General features: G+C 39.2%; 21 protein-coding genes. 11 read left to right on the top strand and 10 right to left on the bottom strand.

Annotated features, from left to right (window positions below):
- Nucleotides 1-133 precede the first annotated feature (133 nt).
- From ACSSS3_RS17610 to ACSSS3_RS17600, 3 genes are all read right to left on the bottom strand, one after another.
- On the bottom strand, nucleotides 134-1,201 hold the full coding sequence (locus ACSSS3_RS17610) for a LacI family DNA-binding transcriptional regulator (protein WP_442845728.1): 1,068 nt from the start codon (nucleotides 1,199-1,201) through the stop codon (nucleotides 134-136).
- Nucleotides 1,202-2,021: 820 nt separating this feature from the next.
- Nucleotides 2,022-3,251 carry an OmpP1/FadL family transporter gene (locus tag ACSSS3_RS17605; protein WP_442845727.1) on the bottom strand — a complete coding sequence of 410 codons (1,230 nt, stop codon included), beginning with the start codon at nucleotides 3,249-3,251 and terminating at the stop codon, nucleotides 2,022-2,024.
- Nucleotides 3,238-4,551, bottom strand: a complete 1,314-nt coding sequence (locus ACSSS3_RS17600; RefSeq protein ID WP_442845726.1) for a DUF4270 family protein — start codon at nucleotides 4,549-4,551, stop codon at nucleotides 3,238-3,240. Before ACSSS3_RS17600 ends, ACSSS3_RS17605 begins: the two co-directional genes overlap by 14 nt.
- Before the next feature lie 227 nt (nucleotides 4,552-4,778).
- Here ACSSS3_RS17600 and ACSSS3_RS17595 point away from each other — a divergent pair, with 227 nt between their 5' ends.
- The 5 genes from ACSSS3_RS17595 to ACSSS3_RS17575 all read left to right on the top strand — a co-directional run bounded on the left by ACSSS3_RS17595 (nucleotide 4,779) and on the right by ACSSS3_RS17575 (nucleotide 8,810).
- Complete coding sequence (locus ACSSS3_RS17595) at nucleotides 4,779-5,630, top strand: hypothetical protein (protein ID WP_442845725.1); 852 nt, start codon at nucleotides 4,779-4,781, stop codon at nucleotides 5,628-5,630.
- Nucleotides 5,631-5,635: 5 nt separating this feature from the next.
- Complete coding sequence (locus tag ACSSS3_RS17590; RefSeq protein ID WP_442845724.1) at nucleotides 5,636-6,628, top strand: Kelch repeat-containing protein; 993 nt, start codon at nucleotides 5,636-5,638, stop codon at nucleotides 6,626-6,628.
- An 88-nt stretch (nucleotides 6,629-6,716) separates the two neighbouring features.
- Nucleotides 6,717-7,049 (top strand): DUF4907 domain-containing protein, encoded by a 333-nt coding sequence (locus tag ACSSS3_RS17585; protein ID WP_442845723.1) that lies wholly within the window; start codon nucleotides 6,717-6,719, stop codon nucleotides 7,047-7,049.
- A 13-nt stretch (nucleotides 7,050-7,062) separates the two neighbouring features.
- Entirely contained in the window at nucleotides 7,063-8,076 is a 1,014-nt protein-coding gene (locus ACSSS3_RS17580; protein ID WP_228230161.1) for a sensor histidine kinase, read from the top strand.
- A complete protein-coding gene (locus ACSSS3_RS17575; protein ID WP_442845722.1) occupies nucleotides 8,076-8,810 on the top strand; it encodes a LytR/AlgR family response regulator transcription factor in 735 nt (244 codons plus the stop codon). The genes ACSSS3_RS17580 and ACSSS3_RS17575 overlap by 1 nt, the downstream gene beginning before the upstream one ends.
- A 12-nt stretch (nucleotides 8,811-8,822) precedes the next feature.
- On the opposite strand, the gene ACSSS3_RS17570 is transcribed toward ACSSS3_RS17575, so the two are convergent.
- From ACSSS3_RS17570 to ACSSS3_RS17555, 4 genes are all read right to left on the bottom strand, one after another.
- Nucleotides 8,823-9,467: a hypothetical protein gene (locus ACSSS3_RS17570; protein ID WP_442845721.1), complete on the bottom strand. Its 645-nt coding sequence runs from the start codon at nucleotides 9,465-9,467 to the stop codon at nucleotides 8,823-8,825.
- Nucleotides 9,468-9,572: 105 nt separating this feature from the next.
- Nucleotides 9,573-10,322: a dioxygenase family protein gene (locus ACSSS3_RS17565; RefSeq protein WP_442845720.1), complete on the bottom strand. Its 750-nt coding sequence runs from the start codon at nucleotides 10,320-10,322 to the stop codon at nucleotides 9,573-9,575.
- 94 nt (nucleotides 10,323-10,416) lie between these two features.
- Nucleotides 10,417-11,106: a LytR/AlgR family response regulator transcription factor gene (locus ACSSS3_RS17560; RefSeq protein ID WP_442845719.1), complete on the bottom strand. Its 690-nt coding sequence runs from the start codon at nucleotides 11,104-11,106 to the stop codon at nucleotides 10,417-10,419.
- Nucleotides 11,103-12,188 (bottom strand): sensor histidine kinase, encoded by a 1,086-nt coding sequence (locus tag ACSSS3_RS17555; RefSeq protein WP_442845718.1) that lies wholly within the window; start codon nucleotides 12,186-12,188, stop codon nucleotides 11,103-11,105. The genes ACSSS3_RS17560 and ACSSS3_RS17555 overlap by 4 nt, the downstream gene beginning before the upstream one ends.
- Nucleotides 12,189-12,558: 370 nt before the next feature.
- Between ACSSS3_RS17555 and ACSSS3_RS17550 the strand changes: the two genes are divergently transcribed.
- The 3 genes from ACSSS3_RS17550 (at nucleotide 12,559) to ACSSS3_RS17540 (ending at nucleotide 14,566) form a co-directional block, all read left to right on the top strand.
- Nucleotides 12,559-13,509: a hypothetical protein gene (locus ACSSS3_RS17550; RefSeq protein ID WP_228230155.1), complete on the top strand. Its 951-nt coding sequence runs from the start codon at nucleotides 12,559-12,561 to the stop codon at nucleotides 13,507-13,509.
- A gap of 266 nt (nucleotides 13,510-13,775) precedes the next feature.
- Nucleotides 13,776-13,955, top strand: coding sequence for an adenylosuccinate synthetase (locus ACSSS3_RS17545; protein ID WP_442845717.1), 180 nt, complete (start codon nucleotides 13,776-13,778; stop codon nucleotides 13,953-13,955).
- Nucleotides 13,956-14,011: 56 nt separating this feature from the next.
- A complete protein-coding gene (locus ACSSS3_RS17540; RefSeq protein ID WP_442845716.1) occupies nucleotides 14,012-14,566 on the top strand; it encodes a toxin-antitoxin system YwqK family antitoxin in 555 nt (184 codons plus the stop codon).
- A gap of 202 nt (nucleotides 14,567-14,768) precedes the next feature.
- Here ACSSS3_RS17540 and ACSSS3_RS17535 read toward each other — a convergent pair whose 3' ends face one another.
- Nucleotides 14,769-15,611 (bottom strand): helix-turn-helix domain-containing protein, encoded by an 843-nt coding sequence (locus ACSSS3_RS17535; protein ID WP_442845715.1) that lies wholly within the window; start codon nucleotides 15,609-15,611, stop codon nucleotides 14,769-14,771.
- A 195-nt stretch (nucleotides 15,612-15,806) separates the two neighbouring features.
- Between ACSSS3_RS17535 and hxlB the strand changes: the two genes are divergently transcribed.
- Nucleotides 15,807-16,388: a 6-phospho-3-hexuloisomerase gene (gene hxlB / locus ACSSS3_RS17530; RefSeq protein ID WP_442845714.1), complete on the top strand. Its 582-nt coding sequence runs from the start codon at nucleotides 15,807-15,809 to the stop codon at nucleotides 16,386-16,388.
- A 24-nt stretch (nucleotides 16,389-16,412) separates the two neighbouring features.
- On the top strand, nucleotides 16,413-17,042 hold the full coding sequence (gene hxlA / locus ACSSS3_RS17525) for a 3-hexulose-6-phosphate synthase (protein ID WP_442845713.1): 630 nt from the start codon (nucleotides 16,413-16,415) through the stop codon (nucleotides 17,040-17,042).
- Between the two features lie 191 nt (nucleotides 17,043-17,233).
- Here the strand turns inward: hxlA and ACSSS3_RS17520 are convergent, their stop codons facing one another.
- Nucleotides 17,234-17,578: a DUF983 domain-containing protein gene (locus ACSSS3_RS17520; protein WP_442845712.1), complete on the bottom strand. Its 345-nt coding sequence runs from the start codon at nucleotides 17,576-17,578 to the stop codon at nucleotides 17,234-17,236.
- Between the two features lie 93 nt (nucleotides 17,579-17,671).
- Between ACSSS3_RS17520 and ACSSS3_RS17515 the strand changes: the two genes are divergently transcribed.
- Nucleotides 17,672-18,541 carry a helix-turn-helix domain-containing protein gene (locus tag ACSSS3_RS17515; protein ID WP_442845711.1) on the top strand — a complete coding sequence of 290 codons (870 nt, stop codon included), beginning with the start codon at nucleotides 17,672-17,674 and terminating at the stop codon, nucleotides 18,539-18,541.
- A 107-nt stretch (nucleotides 18,542-18,648) separates the two neighbouring features.
- Here ACSSS3_RS17515 and ACSSS3_RS17510 read toward each other — a convergent pair whose 3' ends face one another.
- Nucleotides 18,649-19,773, bottom strand: coding sequence for a PepSY-associated TM helix domain-containing protein (locus ACSSS3_RS17510; protein WP_442845710.1), 1,125 nt, complete (start codon nucleotides 19,771-19,773; stop codon nucleotides 18,649-18,651).
- Between the last annotated feature and the right edge of the window lie 51 nt (nucleotides 19,774-19,824).

The raw sequence follows: 19,824 nt of genomic DNA, 5'->3' as shown, positions 1-19,824 counted from the left end.
TTTTATTAATTAATCTAAAATTAAGTTTTTAGCTTAAGGAAGCATGCTTTTAAAACTCAATAACCTTTTGGCGAAATGATCAAGATGAGAATGGCTCTAGTCCTGTTTTTATAATTGATTTTATTGAGGAGAATTAGAAATTTTTCTTTCTTTGACTTGAGTCTCTAGCAATTAAAAGAGCATCCAAAACAACTTTTGTTTTTGTGGTATTTCTACGATCCTTATCTTTTAACAGTTTAAATATAATTCGCATACATTCTTCACCAATCTCTTGTAGTGGTTGTGCGACAGATGAGATTGAAGGAGTGTTTATCTTAAAAAAGGGATCGTCATCAAAAGTAATTATGCCTAATTCGTGCATTAAAGAAGGACTAATCTCGTTAAATAGTTCCAGACTATTCTGAGTTAAATAATTAGTAGAAAATAATACTGCATCTATATTAGAGGATTTACTACTGAAAGCTTCTCTCAAAATTATCTTTCCTTTTTCTGTATTGGTCTCGCTGAATGGAATGGACACTACGTTGACCGGGAGTCGTGCAGCTTGAACTGTATCTATATAACCTTGTGCCCTTTCTATCATTTGATTCTGTTCGGTATCAATTGTAATGAATGCAATATTCTTATAGCCATTTTCTATTAAATGATCTGTAGCTCGCTTAGATGCACCATAATTGTTTAGCATAACGTAGTTGGAATCGAGATCCTTGAAATGCCTGTCACATAGTACTACTGGAATGTCTGAAGCTATTAATCGTTCTATATCTGTTTTAATTCCTGGTGAAGGAACAATAATGAACCCATCAACCTGTCGTTCGTGAAAAACATCTATGAGTTCTCTAGACCTAACGTCATCATTATCTGTGCTTGCAAATAAGACTTTATATCCTTTTTTGTAGGCTATGTTTTCGATGATTCTTCCAATTTTCGCAAAAAAAATGTTTCCAATATCTTCTGCCATAAAAACCAAAATCTTACTTTTTCCAGTTCGCAAACTTTGAGCTACTTGATTTGGTCTATAGTTTACTTGCTCAGCATAATCTTCAATCTTCTTTATAACTTCTTTCGATATTTTTCGTTCTTCACCTTTTCCATTAAGTACAAATGAAATAGTTGTTATAGATACATTGAGGGCCTTTGCAATGTCCTTAATAGATGTTCTTTTATTCTTCATATAAAAATCTTGGTTTTCTTGTGCCATAATTAGGATTCAATAACCAAAAAAGATATAGATCCTATTTCGGATAATGATTGCATTTACTTTAATAGATAATCTAACTTAAATCTTAGAAATAGCTTCAGGTTAAGCTAAAGTACTTTGTAAAATTATTGATTAGTTACTTAATAAGTTTTAACTTTTAGACTAAAAGCATACCCCAACGTATTAACGTAATAAAAACTAGTTATGGATATAGAATAATTTATGATTTTCTTTTGAAGAGAAATCCAAATCTCAGTAAGTCTTAGTAAAGTAATTGTGATTAATCTTCTGAAAGTTAACAACTTATAAATATAAAATGGAAATAATTTGTAATTTCTTTCAAGTCTAATTTTTTTAAGTTTTATTGCGACCCTTATAATTAGTTTTGAATATATTTCTGAGAATTAATTAGACGTTGGCCATTTAATAAAACTGGTTCACAATTCGGTTAACAAATGCAGGGTTAACTTTGGTAAAGACAATAAATACGGGTGATTTCAGATGGGTTCGAATCCCTTCGCGATCACTTGTAAAAACGAAAACCTTCAAGTTTTAAACTTGAAGGTTTTTTTGTTTTTTTAAATTATACCGGAAATAGTTAAAGACTTCTGCAATTCGATCAAAAGTTTAAAAACGGAAAAGTGTTTATCGAATAAGCCTTTTAGGTGTAAGAAGACCTTGCAATCTTAAATGAAAAGCTGAATTGTTGGGTATCTAGTTCAACAGTTGCTCAGCAAATTTACTTTCCTGATTTTCTTTTCCTATCTGCAGAGCTCTTGCTGTCATTTTATTATAAATCAAAAAGCTGTTTTTTAACCTGTTAATTGTACTTAGACTTTACAAACCAAATCCCGTCTAAACTGAAATTAATAGAAAGGCTGTGTATTTTTTCAAATACGAGATTGTTAGAACGTGTTCCGTTTTGCCCATAAGAGTACATTAAATTCAGTTTTGAACCGCTACGGCTTACGGGTAAACCCAGCCCCAGACTTAGGGAATATTGATCGATATCTGTTCCTTCAATAGTTAGGTAGCCGGTATCGTAATTTATTCCGGCGCGGTATTCAATATTTTGCCAGTAATAAAGTCCTCCCGGATGTGGTGTAAAGGTAATACCTGCTTTAAATTCTTCCTGATCCTTATAATAATCCAGGGCATCGGCCTGTTGGGTATTTGACCAGGACTTGCGGATGTAATCGGTATAGAATGCATAGTTTTTACCGAATTTAAACTCGAGACCAAAGCCTATTTCCAGAGGCAAATCAAAATTATCAAGACTGGTTTCGTCGGTTATATCATCATCATAATCCTGAGATATAATACTTTTTTGGTTTGTTTCGAGCGTAGCAGGTAGTTTTAGAGTAGAACCAAGGGAGATATTTTGATTTAAATCAAACTGCAGACCAGCACCCAGGCGATAGCCCGTATAGCGGCTTTCTTCCTGTATGTCTAATGAGTAACCCAAAATATCGTTATAGGTAGTCTGTTCTGTTTTACCGAAATAATAGGTCCCTGTAACTCCAAGGCGCAGTTTATCCCAAAAACTATAGCCGTAATTTAAATCGAGACTGTTAACGCCGCCGTTTGCTTCCACATCTGAAGTATAAAAGGATGTAGACCCCTCGATACTAGTGGTAACACCGCTAAGATTATAACCCACTTTACTGTACGGAGCCAGGATCAGACTCACAGCAGATTCTTTGGTTACCGGAAATGCCATCGCCAGATTTGAAAAGCTCGAAATGCTTTGGGTTCCATTGCGGGAGCCCTGACTCAAACTCGTGTACTGTGAAGTATAGCCAATATCAAAGAAAAAATGTTTGACAGGCATTGCTCCCAAAGATGCCGGATTGAGTGCATTAAGTGAATTATCAGACTTTAGAGCGATGCCCGCTCCTCCCAATGCATTGGTTTTACCGGTACTAAATGCATTGGGAATACCTATTCCAAATACCGAATAAGGAGAGTCTGACAAGGCGTTGCTCTGTGCGCTTAGCCTGACGACTGTGAGTAAAAATAAACCGTACAATAGTACTTTAGTCTTGGTCATATACTGCATAAATAAGTTGAATTTGTAATCTTAGGTTATCATTTGAAGAGTCCTGACCAAACAGGCCATACCGGTTTACCGATTGGGACTGTTCTGTACCGGTAAGTGTTAAATACCAATTGTCACCATTGGTTGCCGAGCGCTTTTGATCCAGAAAATAATGAATGGGGAGGCCGTAAGTGAGTTGGGAAAACTCTGAAGATTGAGTTGTTACACTGGCAATAACCTCGTTGCCTTCATAATCATATAAAGTGCCTAAAATCTCATTTTTGTTATCGAGTATGTATGCAGAAAGGCTTTCACCTGCCGGTAAGAGGCTGGTTTCTGTATCTGTATTTAAAGAGATAAAAAGGTTTGCGCTTAATAAAGTACCCTTGCCCTCAATATAATCTAAACCCGAAAGATTTGGGATTTCAATGCGGGTAGCCAGTCCCACTCCGCCCTGTACATAACTCATGCCACCGGCTTCAGTCGAGGAGACTACATTTTCCTGATCCTTTAAGGTTTCAAAATAGGTCCCTGTACGATCGCTGCTTATAGCATGAAAACTATAACTGCTGTTAAAATCCATGTCAAAGTAGTTTAGAGTGTCATCTTCCAGCTCATCGGGCAGGGAGTAGTACAGACGTACGGAACTTGTGGGTAGAAAACCTAAAATCACCGTGTTGTTGGCTCCCGGACTTAGAAGCAGACCACGGTGGGCATTTAGAAACTCATCAGAATTATTAATTTCGTTATCTCTAAGCTCCGAAAAGAGCAAGCGCCCGTAAGAGTCGTTAAGGCGCAAATGCAACGAATCTTCGCGAGTTGGTTCCGGTATAAAAACTAACTCACCTACAGGGTTTTCATCATAATCGAAAGAGGTAGTCGTATAAAAAGACCCGTCATCACTGGGTTTTATGCTCTGAAGTAACTCATAAACCTTCAGGCTTTGTACCTGGGTAGTATCATTGTAATAATAGTCATCAAAGTGGAGTATTAAAGCGATAGAGTCAAAAACGGCATCACGGTCAAGCGTATAGGTGCTGTTAGCTAATTGAGTGAATATCTTACTTTCGGTCTTACCAAAAATGGGATCTTGATAGGATCCCAAAAGTAAACGGTCTGTTGAAGAAACGGCAAGCGAGTCAAATTTAAACGTACTGCTGTTTACTTCTATAGTGTCAATATAAATGACCCGCGTATCACTTTGTATCCAATCTTCCCCCACTGTAATACTCGCATCTTCTTCAGAACACGACATAAACAGAAGTAGTGCTATTATAATGGCAGTAAGAAGTGTCGACTTATTTCTAGACATAGCTTTTAAATTTTGAGCAAACCTAAAAGCCAGCACGCTGCTGTTCAAATGCGATAGACAAAACCTGAAATAAAGCCCACTAAAGCTCATTTTTAATCTACCAGTCCAATAAGGCCCTGTTTATAGATAAAAATCAGGTATAGGCAGACATAAATGCACTACCTATCTAATCAATTTGGAATGCATAGGCATCCAAATCTAGTTTTGGCTCAAATTAAAAGCGCATAATGTTCAGGTTTATAAGTATGATTATTTTTTTAGGGCTTGGTACTGTGGTTTTCGCTCAGGATAGCACACTGGTGGGAACATTGGATTATCAGCTCATTCCTGCCTCAAAAGAGGTTGGCTCCACCAGTCAGCTTCAGGTAGCTTTAAATGTACCTGTTGATTTGGGAAACCTAAAGCTCGCATTCACTCCGGGATTACGCCATTATAATTTTGACTACTGGGATAACGCACCTTTCGATTTCACCCTTTTTGAACAGGTAAATAATGCATTTGTAAGTATGACCGCAGGCTATTCCTTCAATTCCAATTTAAAACTGCAAACAACTGCCGAAGCATCCTGGGCTTCCGGAATCAATGCAGATGAAATGGTTGTTACGGGTAGCTCATCACTGATTTATAAATGGGGTCTGGTGAATCCTGCACGATTGCGTTTAGGACTTCAGTATGACTCGCCTTTGGGTAACCTAAGTTTGCTCCCTTTGATTGAAATAGCCTTTCAAACCTCTAAATTCAAGGTCAACTTAGGTTTTCCCAATAGTCAAATAAGTTATCCCCTTTCAGCCGCCGGAACACTAAGCACTTCCTTCAGCTTTACCGGCGACTACTTCTACATCCCCAAAGAGGTTGCGCTAAATGGCTATACAATGACGAAAGCCGGGCTATCCCGCCAACAGCTGGGGCTGGACTATACTTATAGGGTAGACGATTCGTGGGGTTTTTCACTGGGCGGCGGCTATTTGTTTACAAACGATTTAAGGCTTTATGAAAGTCAAAGCGATACAGATTATAAGCTAAATATGGGTGCCGGCCCCATTTTCTCAGCCGGAATTAAATTCAATTTTCCAAAATAAAAATTATGAAACGAATGACTTACAATCAATTAGGTTTAACCTTGATCATCCTGCTTTTTGTGACAAGCAGTTGTAGTTCAGATGATGATGACAGCGATCGGGGAAACTGGCAGGAACGATCGGTTTTTGATGGTGTGCCGCGTAGCAATGCTGCTGCATTTACCATTGGGGATTATGGTTATATGGGTACAGGTTATGATGGGGATGATTATCTGTCCGATTTCTGGCAATATAATATTGACGGGGATTACTGGGTTCAAAAGGCAGATTTTCCGGGAACAGCCAGAAGTTCGGCAAAGGCCTTTACCCTTAATGGATTGGGGTATCTGGGTACCGGTTATGACGGGGACAATGAACTGGCAGATTTTTGGTCTTACGACCCCGATACCAATCAATGGATCCAAAAGTCTGATTTTGGCGGAGGTGTGCGCAGGGCAGCCACAGCTTTTAGCGGCAATGGTTATGGATATATAGGTACGGGCTATGATGGTGATAACGACCGCAAGGACTTTTGGAAATATGATCCGGTTGCAGATACGTGGGAGGAACTTGTAGGCTTTGGCGGAGATAAGCGCCGGGATGCAACAGCTTTTGAAATTAACGGTCTTATCTATTTTGGTACAGGTGTTACAAACGGGCAATACCTTACCGATTTTTGGAGTTTTGACACCGCATCAGGAGATTGGGCGCGTCTCACAGATCTTGATGAAGAAGATGATTATGATATTACCCGATCAAATGCGGTAAGTTTTGCAGTAGATGGCCTGGGTTATATCGTTACGGGTTACAAGTCTGGGGCTTTGGCAAGTACCTGGGAATATGACCCCTTACTTGATGAATGGGAAAATATTACAGCACTTGAAGCTACAGCAAGACAGGACGCCGTAGGTTTTAGCACCGGGCTTAAAGGTATTGTCTCTTTGGGCAGAACCGGAAGTTTATACCTTGATGATACTTATGAACTTTTTCCTCAACAGGAATATGACGATGAAGATTAATAGTTGAGTTTTGTTTCCCCCGGGGTGTTTAAATATACAGATGTTCGGCATCCCGGGTTTTTTTAAAAGACGTTTAGACTGCTGAAATATGAATTATAAAGGCACAATTTTATACCTGGGGATTTCATTAAATATAATTCTGTTAGTGATAGCCATTTGGCTTGTATATAGAGAAGATAAGGTCTATACGCATGTTTTTGAGACCGAGCAGGGCTATGGATATGCCATCGTAGATCACGGCCATATTTTAATAAAACAGGCGTTTATACCGGCTGTAACCAAAGAAAGGGCATTCTGTACAAAACAGGATGCAGAAAAGACAGCCAGGCTTGTCCTTAAAAAATTAAACGATCATCAAAACCCTGCAGTTTCAGAACCCGAGTTGAAGGCTTTGGGGATCGATTTAGATTGTCAAAAATAAAGATACAGATACCGTGACCAGAAAATTAGTATTGCACGCAGGAGTTTGGCTCCTGTTTTTATGCCTCTTTACAGTTGAGGTCTTTTGGAATACCGATAGGTTCCCGGCTCTGTCGGCTACAATTCTTTTGGTCAATCTGCTTCTTTTTTACATCAATTACCTCGTACTGGTTCCCTATCTTTTACTGAGAAAAAGAACCTGGCTTTATATATTGAGTATTCTCATCCTGCTGGTTCTTATTTTGGGACTAAGAGAATTGGTCTTGCACCAGCCCCGTGGCGGAGTCCCTAAGCCGCCCCGGGGATTTGGTCCAGAACCTCCTTTTTTCAGCATTTTAAAATACCTGTTTCCTCTTTTAATCTCTTTAAGTTTCATTGTAGTTGGCACTGCCGTAAAAGTTTATGAGCAATGGAGTCGCACGCTTGTCGAAGAAAAGGAAATAGAAGCTTTTAAAACCCGAACAGAATTGCATTACCTTAAAAATCAATTAAGTCCGCATTTTTTGTTCAATTCGTTAAACAGTATTTATTCCCTCATCAACAAAAAATCTGAAGAAGCTTCAGAAGCAGTGATCATGCTTTCAGAGCTTATGCGCTATATGCTTTATCAGGCAGACAATGAGTATGTGTCTCTCGCAGATGAGCTGGCCTATATGCAAAATTATGTGCGCCTGCAGCGCCTGCGCATCGCAAATAATGAAAATGTGTCCCTCAATATTCATGGAACGGTGACCCACCAAAAAATTAGGCCCTTGCTGCTCATTTCGTTTATAGAAAATGCATTTAAATACGGTACAGATTATAAAGGCAATACCGAGGTGCGCATTGTTATCACAGTAGAAGGGAGTGAACTTCTTTTTGTTTGCCAAAACCTTATTGGTACCCGCAAAGCAGACCTTCACAACTCGGGTATCGGACTCAAAAACACCACAGATCGTATAAAGCTGCTCTATCCGGAAAGCCATCAGCTCAAGGTTTATGAGGAAGACTCAAAATTTATAGTACATTTGAGACTAAACCTTAATTGATGCGTTGCATTATTGTAGATGACGAGCCTCTGGCATTAGATGTATTGTCTTCCTATCTCGAGAAGATTGAAGGAATCGAACTGGTCGCTCGCTGCACCAGTCCTTTAGACGCCGTCAATATCTTAAGCAGTGATGAGGTTATAGATCTGGTTTTTTTAGACATTGAAATGCCAAACCTCACGGGAATAGAACTCGTAAAATCTTTAGACCGCTTACCTCAATTTATCTTTACAACAGCATACCCGCAATACGCCCTCGAAGGCTTTGACCTCAACGCGACAGATTATCTCGTTAAACCGGTTCCATTTCATAGATTTCTAAAAGCTGTAAGCCGGGCCAGGGAGAAGTACGACTCCATAAGCAAACAAGCAGAGCCTAAATCTCAGGTTTCAGGTATTGTACAGGAAAATGTGCCTGATTTTATTTTTGTTAAGTCTGAATATGAAAATATCAAAATCGATACGGCAGACATTAAATACCTGCAGGGATTGAAGGATTATATCAAAATATACACCTACAGCCAGACTAAGGCAATCTTAACGTTAAGCAGTTTTAAGGAGCTTCTTGATAAATTACCGGCAGCCAGTTTTATACGGGTACACCGAAGTTATGTTGTAAATATCAATGCTATAAGGGCTGTTCAGAAAAGCAGGGTGATTATAGGAGAAATGCGCATTCCTATTGGAGAAACCTATAAAGACGAAGTGCTCAAAAAGCTTCATATTTCAGGATAGGGAACTCAGGTTTTAGAATTCAAGCACCAGCAAATACGCGTTATTGGAAAGGGCCTCCAATTCAAGCTCTGTTTGATCCCATAAGTAGATCGCTTCCCCCGCTTCCAGGAGACGTTCCTCAACTTCAAAAGCTCCCTGAATGACATAGACAAAAAAGCTTTTGTCTGGCTTCGAACGGGTATATGCTGCTTCCGTTCGGCCTGTAAACTGTCCCAAATTTAAAATGCTGAAAGTGTCTTTATAGATTTGCTGAAGCCTGTTTACGGAGGAAAAAGTATAATTTTCAGTTTGAGGCCTTTTTACATCCTCACCTTTCCGAAAGATCATTATAAACCGAATAGAATCATCAGTATAGACGTTTTTAAATTCCATTTTAGTCCCCGCTTTTACCGGAAACGTGGCAATCTGGTTGATGTGAATAAACCCGGTTTTATTGTTTTCCCTGACTTCAAGTGCCCCAAAAAGCGGAAGGATCAACACGTTTCCGGATTCTGAAAACCAGTTGCTGCTTCTTTCGGTTTGTTTCAATACGACATCAGAAAAAAGTTCGATAGAGCCGAGGTCATTAGAATTGCCTATTGCGCGTATTTCGCGTCCGGGTGTAAGATTTCCTTTTTTGGGGTAAAACTGAGCGGGTGATTGTTCTTTAATATCCATGAGAAGCATTGTTTTAAAACTGAAGGGGATATTAACAGGATAGGGGACCTTTAATGTAAAATACCCCCAACAGCTTTCTTATTGATAAAATGTAAAGGTTCTGGTTTAGGCCCTCACATTGATAATGTGATCCAGGGTGTACCCATCTTCAATAGAGCCACTCACTGTCGAGAGTTCATTAGCTACACCGTCGCCAAATACATTGTCATTTGCATTATACGTATAGCCAGACATCCCTTTGGTATAACCATATTCTGATGCGGCATTTACTGCGTTGACGGCGCTGTCGCTGCCTTCGGGAAATGCGATTTGAGTCACCAGCAATGAGCTGCCGGTAGCGCTGTATACGTGAACATGTATGTGTGTTGCCCTGCCGTTATACCATCCCGGAAAGATAGACTTGAACTTGACCACACCATTGGCGTCACTTACCTGCCTGCCTCTTAAAAAATGATAGTTTTGGTAATTGGTACTTTGCATACCGGTGCCTCCATATTCCGAATAATTACCATCAGCATCACAATGCCAAATATCTACGATGGCATTTTCAAGTACCGCACAGGCTTCATTTACATTTCTGATCACGATATTGATGGCCAGATCAATACCCGTACGATCACCTGTGATGTCAATGCGTTCATAGGAAGCCGGGTTTTTGGTAGGAAATGGGCCTTCGGTTTCAGAATTGGTTACTGCACATTCAGAACTGGTAGAATCGGGGTTAGATACAGCCGTATCCCCGTCTTCTGATACAGAGGTTTGCGCGTCAGAGTCAACAGTACAGGCAAATAGTGTTGCTCCCGTTGCAGCCAGGCCCATAAGACCTATGCCTTTTAAAAATTCTTTACGATCCATAATTCTCTTTTTTACAGAACTAAAAGTAGTAGTACCCTGTAAATCCAAAAAAAAGATGCGGTAAAGACCGGAAATTTTGCGGTATATACGTTTTTTAAACGGAGAATTGGCTTAAAACCTGCTCTTTATAGGTGTTCCCGATAGGTAATTCTGTACCGGCTATTTCGATGCAGTTAGCTTTAACAGCCTCAACTTTTGAATTGTTTACGATATACGATTTGTGAATGCGGGTAAAATTTGCTTCGGGCAATTTTTCTAAAATGCCTTTCATCGTCGACCTTGCAACAACAGTAGGTTTGCCTAATCGCTTTACTTTTACATAGTCGTCCATCGCTTCAATAAAAAGGATTTGCTCGAGAGGTATTGTATACAGTTTATAATCTGCCCTTAAACTTAAATGGGTATTGAAGCGTACGTTGTTGAGCTCAAGCTGAAGCTCTTGCTTCACACGCTCTACGGCTTCCTTAAAACGTTCAAAGCTTATGGGTTTTAATATATAATCACTGGCTCTTACCTCAAAACCTTCAACAGCAAATTCGCTGTGCGCAGTGGTAAATATGACTTTGGTTTCCTGCTTTAGGGATTTGTAGAGTTCAATTCCATTTTGGCGGGGCATCTGTATATCTAAAAAAAGCAGGTCAACTTCAAATTTATTGATGTAGCGCTGAGCTTCGTTTTGGCTCGTAAACTTTTTTTCAAGCTTTAAACCGTCTATACGTTCACAGAAGGACTCGAGGATTTCAAGAGCCAGGGGTTCATCATCTATGGCAACAGCTTTGATCATACCAGTTCAAGATAAAGTTTTACCTCATAAAAGCCATCAGCCTCTTTTAGAAATAATTCGTATTTGGAAGGGTAGAGGTGATCTAAACGCTTTTGTGTATTTCTTTGACCTTCACCGGAGTCTGCCGAAAGGGTATTTTTAGTTATCACAATACGGTTGGTAACCCGGAGTTCAACGCCCTTTTCGCTCACGTCGATCGTTATGTTTATTTCAGAATTCTCGTCGGGATTTATGCCGTATTTAAATGCGTTTTCAATGTAAGTAATCAGAATAAGGGGGGCAATCTCGAGGTTTTTGGGCTCCCCTTTTACTTTAAACGAAAGCTTTACGTTTGCCGCAAGTCGCAGTTTTTGTAAGGCCACATAATCGTTTAAATAATCCAGTTCCTTTTTTAAGGCTACCCTGGTGTGGTTGCTTTCAGTCACCACATAGCGCATCATCCCCGATAATTTTAAAATCGCTTCCGGTGCTTCGTCAGATTTGCGAAGGGCCAGTGCATAGAGACTGTTAAGGGTATTGAACAAAAAATGCGGATTGATCTGCGCTTTGAGGTAAGAAACTTCAGCTATCAATTTTTCCTTTTGTATTTGTTTTAAGTGCGTATTAAGGCGCATCAATAATGAAAGTCCTGTAACAAGGGCAAATTGTAAAATGTAGCTTTCCCTAAATTTAAACAAGGCCTGTTGCGAAATAAACGCATTTGCCGGTCTCTGCTGTGGTCCTTCCTGAAAGGGAGGAAAGGAAGGTTGGGGAGTATTTTCAGGCGGTTTTATCGCTGAGTTAAAATCGGGTCCGGCAGACAGGTCGAATAATAGGTTAGGTAAAAGCGATATTACCGCATAACAACCAATAAGGAGCACCAAATAGATACCGTATTTTTTAGAAATGTAAAATCTGGGGATAAGAATGTAATAGTTACTGTAAAAAAATACGAGCAGTAAAAAATAACCGGTAAAATGATATTGAAAGGGTTTTATCTTCAGCAGTTGAAGTCCCGACTCCAAATCTGGCGAAGTGATAAACGGAATGCTTAAAAGCAGAATTCCTATAATTAACTGAATAAAGACCGTACGGAATTTCAATCGCTTCACTTTAAAAGATAGTCCAAAACTACTAAGAATTAAAGTCCTAAGCGGCATCCCAAAGGGGATTTATCTCTTAATCCCGTGCTCTGTGAGATTGGGCAGGTATTTTTTGATGATGAGTAAGGAAGTCCTATTCGTTTAACTTTCTTTAAGTTAGGATAAAATCAACTTGAGCTAACTAATGCTCAATACACGAAGAGCTTTTTCTCATTATAGATCGAATCCCGAGATTATATACATTAGAAAGCACAAAAAATAAGTAAAATGAAGAATTTTTTACGTGCTAAATAATTGATGACAGATTGCTAAAAGCGTTCATTTTTCTACTCCATTTTCCTGTACATTTGCGCGATTTTATTTTTCAACTGTGGAGCTAATCATAGGTTATCTGGGTTTTATTCTTTCTGCTTATTCTGTTATAGCCAATGATGTTATACAGACCCTGGGCACTTTTATAGCTTCCAATCATAAAGTGAAATGGTGGTTGCTTTGTCTTTTTGCCACAAGCATATTGGCGGTAACCCTATGTTACGGCTGGTATATAAATGAAGGAGATGTTTCCTACGGAAGGTTAGCCAATATCCCCTTACCGGAATCGATGAAATGGTGGTATCTGCTTGCTCCAATAGCGCTATTGGTTATAACCCGTTTTGGAATCCCGGTGAGCACCACCTTTATGATTTTAAGTATTTTTTCGACAGGCGTTATCATTGAAAAAATGATTTTAAAATCGGTTTATGGCTATGCTATTGCTTTTGTTTTTGCGGTGGTTATTTATATTGTCATTTCCCGAACCTTCGAATCCAAAGGTTCACTTGATAAGCTGGAAAAACATAAAAGGAAAAACTACTGGCTAATCGCACAGTGGTTTAGCACCGGATTTTTATGGTCACAATGGCTTATACAGGATTTTGCCAATATCTATGTTTTTCTGCCCAGAAAGCTAAGCCCGGAGCATCTGTTACTATCCCTGGGGTGTATTGTTTTAATAATGGCCTATATTTTTAGAAAAAGAGGGGGTAAAATACAGGAAATAGTCAATCAGAAATCAAATACAAAAAACATAAGATCGGCTACAATAATCGATATCATTTATGGAGTATTCCTGTTTGTTTTCGGGAATTTAAACTCGATACCCATGAGCACGACCTGGGTTTTTGTAGGGATTTTGGCAGGAAGAGAATTGGCTATAACCTACATTTTAAATAAAAGGAATATCAAATACACCTACATCATTATAGCTAAAGATTTTGGTAGAGTAAATGTGGGACTTGCGGTTAGTTTAATGATAGCCTTTTTGATTCAGTATCTTAAATAATGCACTAGAATTTTTTTCTAAAGCTTCGTTTCGTATTAGGAAATTCATATTCCTTGAAGGCCTTTTAAACCAAACAATTTTTGAAGCGAAATCAGATAGGTTTGGGTTTAAGTCTGTAAAAATCGTTTAGAGGCAAGCTAAACTGATCTATAGAAGCCCTGGTTGTAAGCCGGTATTTTTAGCTTATAAAATACACATCTGATACTGCCTCTAAATTTGTGCTTTCGTTAATAGGGGTTTGTACTTATAAATTTTAATTTAACGTGATGATTAGTAACTTCCTTTTCGCAATCCTGCAATTACCTCCGGGCACTCAAAACCCCGATGATAATCTTCCCGTAAACCTGAAAGATCCCTTTGACCTGATCGTCTTTGTGATCCTGCCTGTTGTTCTCCTTGTTTTGTATGTTCTTTGGAGAAGGAAACGCAAAAAAAGGAATAATTGAGCCTTAAAATTGAGTTATTTTACCGTAATACACGATTGTGATATCAAACCGTAGCAGTGACTAAGAATCTTTTATTCTTCTTTTTTATTATTACTCTATCCTGCAGCACGACTAAGGAGTATTATGACAGTGGTGTGCTAAAGGCTAAGGGGACAATAGTAAACGGAGAGCGAACTGGAAAGTGGAAACTCTTTTACGAAAACGGTAAACTATTTCAGATAGGTGCGTATGTAAATGGTAAAGAAGAGGGTAAATGGAAAATTTTTCACGAGAACGGTCAGTTAAGGCAATCAGGAGAATTTTCTAATGGTTTTCAGATAGGTGAATGGAATTTTTTTCATCCAAATGGAAATAAAGAAGGTAGAGGGTCACTCGTAAATGGAAAGCGTCAGGGAATCTGGACATGGTACCATCCAAACGGAAATCTATTTACAGAGCGTATATGGGAGAATGGTAAACTTATAAGTATTCTGTCTTGTTTTGATGAGCAGGGGAATAAGCTAGACACGGGCACTTTAAAAAATGGTACGGGAACAATGAAGTTATACAACAGCGAGGGTAAATTGCTGGAAACGTTTAGTTACTTAAACGGAGAATACATTGAAAACTAATTAACTAAAAGCAGACTTAGTCCGTACCCTTATTTGTTCATACAGTTCGGTTATTTTTAATCCCTAAATCGACCATTGGCCTATCAAAATAAGATTTTACATCAGTCATTTCTACACCATCCCTTGGATAGATACAAGATCTTAGTAAAATCGGTTTTAAAAAGGCTGAATTTTAGAGTTTTTTCAGTTCGGTTATTTAATATCAGGAATACAGGGTATTGTGATTTATGCGTACATGTTTTTTTACCTTTTCCTGAAATTCTAGAGGCGTCTGTTCTTCGTGACTTTTAAAAAAACGGCTGAAATAGGAGGGATCTTTAAACTGAAGCTGATACGCGATTTCTTTTAGCGTTATTTCACTGTGAATGATCATACGCTTGGCTTCGAGAATGATACGGTCGTGTATGAGTTGTACCGCCGTTTTACCTAATTTTTCCTTTAAAATTTGATTGAGGCGTTTTGAACTGATATCAAGTTTTTGAGCATAAAAGGCCGCTTTACGCTGCTCATAAAAATTTACCTCAATAAGCATCATAAACTCATAAATACGTTTTTCATTGAGGTCCTGCATAGTAAAATGCTGCTCTTTTAATTGAATTAATTTCAATAAAAAAACTTTCAGTAGGGCTTTAATCATAATGAGGTTTCCATCGGCCTCTTCATAAGCTTCGTGCATTAACTCATAAACAGCATTCAGGCCCTTTTGACTCTCGGGGGTGATCTGAAGACACGAAAATTCACCCTGAATATTGAAAATTCTAAAAACATCCAGTAAAAACTCCTTAAGATCGTCTTCGAGCAATTCCTGCTTAAAAGAAATAAGCACCCCATTCTTACCGGCCTTGTTGAGTTGATGTACGCGGTAGGGTGGTATTAAGTAGATCCAATCGCCGCGTAAGCGCTGAAAATCGTGTTTCGGCGTATGAAGGGCCTCTTCATTTCTTAACCATACAATCTCGAAAAATTCTTTTCTAGCCGGGTCTTCCAGGTAAGCAGGAGGACAGTTTGCCAGATCACGCATAAAAATAGGGGTATCGCTTAACATACAGATCAGTTTACGAGCAGCTTACGAAGCTCCAGAGTTCGCAAAGAGAATGTAATTTCCATATAGTACCACAAATCACTTCCAAATTAACAAAAGATTAGGCTTTACTGGCAAATTGTACCAGACATCTAGCACATACTAACACTGCTACACCATGCTTGCCAGTACCTTTGTAAAATAACAAAGCAAACAAAAATGGAGGATAGTAAAACCGAAATAACAAATGCTACCCGGGAGGCCTTAAGCGCAATTTTAAAGGAACATATAGCCCTTCAGGAACGGGTTGATGCACAGGAATTACAGGCTTTGGTTAAACCTATAACTAGCGCCAATTCTATTTTTTTAATCGGAATGGGACGCAGTGGTCTTATGATGCAGGCAGCTGCTATGCGGTTGATGCATTTGGGTTTTGAGGCTTATGTCGTGGGAGAGACGACCACCCCGGCAATTAAAAAAGGAGATCTGCTTATAGCCGGTTCAGGTTCGGGAACAACGGCCACGGTCATAAGAGCTGCAACCAAAGCTCTTGATCTGGGTGCCGAAGTAGCCTGTTTTACCACAGATAGCAATTCAGAATTAGCAGAGTTAAGCACCTATAGGGTTATTATACCTGCAGCAGAAAAGCAGGAACACAACAACAGCATTTCAGAACAATACGCAGGCAGTCTTTTTGAACAGGGGCTTCTGCTGGTTTTTGATGCTTTAATACAAAGTCTTTGGAAACTGGACGGCAGTAGTGCCGAGACCTTATACAAGCGTCATTCCAACTTAGAATAAACTAAAAATTAAAAACAGAAAATTATGATTAAGTTACAAGTAGCAATTGATTTATTAAAAACTGAAGATGCACTTGCTTTGGCAAAAAAAGTTGCACCTTATGTTGACATTATAGAATTGGGTACCCCACTTATAAAGAGCGAAGGTGTTGCCGTAATACGGGCGATGAAAGACGCTTTTCCTGATAAAGAAGTTTTTGCCGATTTTAAAACGGCAGATACCGGAGAGCTCGAAGCAGGACTGGCTTTTGATGCAGGTGCTGATTACGTTACCATTTTAGGATCTGTAGACGATGCTACCATCGAAGGCGCTGTAAAAGCGGCTAAAGAACATGGCAGAGGAGTAGTTGTAGATACCATAGGGGTGAAAGACCGCGTAAAACGTGCTAAAGAAGTTACCAAACTTGGGGTTTCATTTGTGGAGTTACACGCCGGTCTTGATGAACAGGCTCTGGAAGGTTATTCCATTCAGGTGCTTATTGATGAAGCTAAAAAAGCAGGAGTGCCGGTTTCAATAGCCGGAGGGGTAAATAAAGATAACATTGGTGCGGTTAAAAACTCAGGAGCTGTTGTGGCTGTTGCAGGTGGAGCCATCTACAGTGCCGAAGATCCCGCTGCTGCCGCAAAAGAATTACACGATCTTATAAATGCCTAGGAAGTAAACCCGTTGCATTTTACAATTCGAAAGCCTGTAAGTTTTAAAATTTACAGGCTTTTTTGTTTGAAACTTTTTAGCAGAGACAAGCACTCCTGTTCATCAGCTAAAAGACTTATTAGTTCATTGCAAATCACAGCATCTGGCGTTTCATAAACTAACCGAGCAGCCCTCCAAAAATGCAATTGGCGTTAATTGAACAGGTAAATCCAGATTGTTCTTGAAAGCCTGAAATTAAAGGTGCTGGTGATGAATGCGATGACCGTAATGATTACAAATACGATTAAAGGTGAAAGATCCATCAAAAGCCAGAAAAGAATCAGGCTGGCAATCATTTCAGCTACGGCAAGGGCATAGCTTACAAACATCGCCCCAAAGAAAAATCCCGTTTCTTTTTCAAATTTAAGATTACAGGTTTTACAGCGTTCATTCATTTTAGGCATACGCAGTAAGAATATATTCCCTTTGGTTTCAAACACATCGCCCTTTTTACAATTAGGACATTTACCTTTTAGAATACCAACAACTTTACTCATGTTTTCTAGAATTTGCTGGCACAAAGTTAAAGTTACTTTGCAGGGTGAACCATAACTTATTGACGCCAGTTTTTGTACTTTTAAGACATCGCTATGAAAACACCGGTGTTAAATATAGAGGAATTTAAAACCTCAGACCTGCTGGATAAATTCTATGTAAACAGGTTTTCAGCTCATTTGAGGGCAAACAAAAACCTCATAAGTCATCCGCACAGTCATAACTTTTATCTGTGTGTGTTATTTACGGAAGGTTCCGGAACTCACGAAATAGACTTTAACAGCTATACCATTTCTCCGGGAAAAGTCTTTTTTTTAAAGCCGGGTCAAACCCATTCCTGGAAGTTTGATCACAGTCCTGAAGGATTTATCTTTTTTCATTCGAGGGAGTTTTATGAGATGCATTATGTGACGCACCGGCTGCAGATTTTCCCTTTTTACTATTCGTATCAAAATGCGCCCGTGCTTGATATCGCTCCCGACTTGGAACCGTTTTCAAACCTGTTTCAAAATCTTTATGAAGAGTATGGCAATGCAGAACCTTTACGGGAATTGAAACTCCTTAACAACATTAATGAAATATACATCAGACTTACCCGAAACTATACTTCAACAATTGATCTTGCCAATTATTCAAATCCCACGTATTTAAAAATTCTCGGACAGTTGGAGCATCATATCGATGCGTATTTTGAACAGGAGAAGTTGCCTAAATTTTATGCAAACCTGCTCAGCATTACTACCAAACACCTCAATCGGGTGGTAAACGAGACCTTAAATAAAACGACCAATCAGCTCATTTCAGAACGGGTAATTCTGGAAGCCAAACGTTTAATTGTACATTCCACAGACTCGCTGGCCGGCATTGCCGAAAATCTGGGCTTTGCTGATTATGCCTATTTTTCCAGATATTTTAAATCAAAAACCGGAAGTACCCCATTAGATTTTAGAAAAAAATACCTTTAAAATTAATAGGCTTTGCACTTCTTGAATGAAAGTAGTAAGGCAAGTACTTCTGGTTAAATCTTTGAAAATTAATAGAATAATCTACTTTGTTGAAGATCTTAACCAGTTTAGTTACGCTTCTTTTTATACTTGCGGCCGTACCACAATAATACCCCGGTAACCGGAAGACTGGCCGTGATCAAACTGGCCAGAAACGCGATGATCTTTCCGGCGATACCACCTATGGCTCCCACGTGAATGTCATAATTCATACGAAGCAGTTTTTCGGCAAATTCGGCATCTTCATACTTACCGTATACACCGGGTGTTTCCAGTTCTTCCAATGTGTTTTGGTCAAAAAACCGGTAATCGTTATTGTAATATACACCCTTGCTGTTTGTGATTTCAACGTAGATGCTTTCGTCCGGCGTATTGGGATAATGCAATTCGTAAGCTGTAGCTTCAGGCGACTCCCGTTTGAGTTTTACCATCAGGGTGTCAATAGGAGCAAAGGTGTTTTCAGAAACCCGGTTGGGCTCCTGATTTTCCGGAATGATAAAAGCTGCCACCTTATCGCCGCCGGCCGTTTTATATACCACATATTTAAGCCAGTTGTAGGATACTACGCATCCGGTAAAGGCGAGTACCAATGCAAAGGTGCAAATGTAAAAGCCCACAACGGTGTGCAGGTCAAAATTTTTGCGTTTCCAGCGGGTGGTTTTCTTCCAGTCAAACTTTAAGCGCTGCCTGAGGTTTTTACGTTTTTTGGGTAACCAAAGAATAAAACCCGATATGATGATGAGTATAAAGAGTAAAATGGAAGTACTTACCACGTGTTCCCCAATTCCTTTTGGAAACCAAAGCCGCATATGTCCTTTAAGGATGAAAGCAAAAAAACCGCTTAGGTGATCGTTAATTTTAATGACTTCGCCCGAATAGGGATTGAGAAAAATACTCTGATAAAATTCAGGTTCTCCATCGTAAAAAATGACCTCAATTGCCTCGTCGGCTTTACCGTACACAACACCGTGAATGGTATTTTCCGGAAAAATAGCCGAAGCTTCGGTCTTAACCATTGTAGGAGTAATCATTGCCCGGTCTTGTGGTGCTACGGTCTTGTAATCGTCGTACAGACTTTCTACCTCATCTCTAAAAACCCAGCAACAACCCGTTACCGCTACAATAAAAACGACAATACCCGTGACGAGGCCGAGTATTTTATGAAGCTGAAAAATAAATTTTTTAAACGTCATGTATAGAAATTTTAAAACGAGACTGTCTAATAAGTCTTAGTAGCTTGAGTT

Origin of the sequence: Leeuwenhoekiella sp. H156 (assembly GCF_052218455.1) — a bacterium.
Lineage (GTDB): Bacteria > Bacteroidota > Bacteroidia > Flavobacteriales > Flavobacteriaceae > Leeuwenhoekiella > Leeuwenhoekiella parthenopeia.
This window is presented reverse-complemented; position numbering and strand designations above follow the sequence as displayed.

What these genes read in the sequence shown, in the direction of transcription:
- hxlB (WP_442845714.1), top strand. Translation starts at nt 15,807, where the DNA reads ATGGAGGATAGTAAAACCGAAATAACAAATGCTACCCGGGAGGCCTTA.
- ACSSS3_RS17520 (WP_442845712.1), bottom strand. Translation starts at nt 17,578, where the DNA reads ATGAGTAAAGTTGTTGGTATTCTAAAAGGTAAATGTCCTAATTGTAAA.
- ACSSS3_RS17535 (WP_442845715.1), bottom strand. Translation starts at nt 15,611, where the DNA reads ATGTTAAGCGATACCCCTATTTTTATGCGTGATCTGGCAAACTGTCCT.
- ACSSS3_RS17510 (WP_442845710.1), bottom strand. Translation starts at nt 19,773, where the DNA reads ATGACGTTTAAAAAATTTATTTTTCAGCTTCATAAAATACTCGGCCTC.
- ACSSS3_RS17570 (WP_442845721.1), bottom strand. Translation starts at nt 9,467, where the DNA reads ATGGATATTAAAGAACAATCACCCGCTCAGTTTTACCCCAAAAAAGGA.
- ACSSS3_RS17600 (WP_442845726.1), bottom strand. Translation starts at nt 4,551, where the DNA reads ATGTCTAGAAATAAGTCGACACTTCTTACTGCCATTATAATAGCACTA.
- ACSSS3_RS17545 (WP_442845717.1), top strand. Translation starts at nt 13,776, where the DNA reads ATGATTAGTAACTTCCTTTTCGCAATCCTGCAATTACCTCCGGGCACT.
- ACSSS3_RS17610 (WP_442845728.1), bottom strand. Translation starts at nt 1,201, where the DNA reads ATGGCACAAGAAAACCAAGATTTTTATATGAAGAATAAAAGAACATCT.
- ACSSS3_RS17565 (WP_442845720.1), bottom strand. Translation starts at nt 10,322, where the DNA reads ATGGATCGTAAAGAATTTTTAAAAGGCATAGGTCTTATGGGCCTGGCT.
- ACSSS3_RS17590 (WP_442845724.1), top strand. Translation starts at nt 5,636, where the DNA reads ATGAAACGAATGACTTACAATCAATTAGGTTTAACCTTGATCATCCTG.
- ACSSS3_RS17560 (WP_442845719.1), bottom strand. Translation starts at nt 11,106, where the DNA reads ATGATCAAAGCTGTTGCCATAGATGATGAACCCCTGGCTCTTGAAATC.
- ACSSS3_RS17575 (WP_442845722.1), top strand. Translation starts at nt 8,076, where the DNA reads ATGCGTTGCATTATTGTAGATGACGAGCCTCTGGCATTAGATGTATTG.
- ACSSS3_RS17605 (WP_442845727.1), bottom strand. Translation starts at nt 3,251, where the DNA reads ATGACCAAGACTAAAGTACTATTGTACGGTTTATTTTTACTCACAGTC.
- ACSSS3_RS17585 (WP_442845723.1), top strand. Translation starts at nt 6,717, where the DNA reads ATGAATTATAAAGGCACAATTTTATACCTGGGGATTTCATTAAATATA.
- ACSSS3_RS17515 (WP_442845711.1), top strand. Translation starts at nt 17,672, where the DNA reads ATGAAAACACCGGTGTTAAATATAGAGGAATTTAAAACCTCAGACCTG.
- ACSSS3_RS17595 (WP_442845725.1), top strand. Translation starts at nt 4,779, where the DNA reads ATGTTCAGGTTTATAAGTATGATTATTTTTTTAGGGCTTGGTACTGTG.
- hxlA (WP_442845713.1), top strand. Translation starts at nt 16,413, where the DNA reads ATGATTAAGTTACAAGTAGCAATTGATTTATTAAAAACTGAAGATGCA.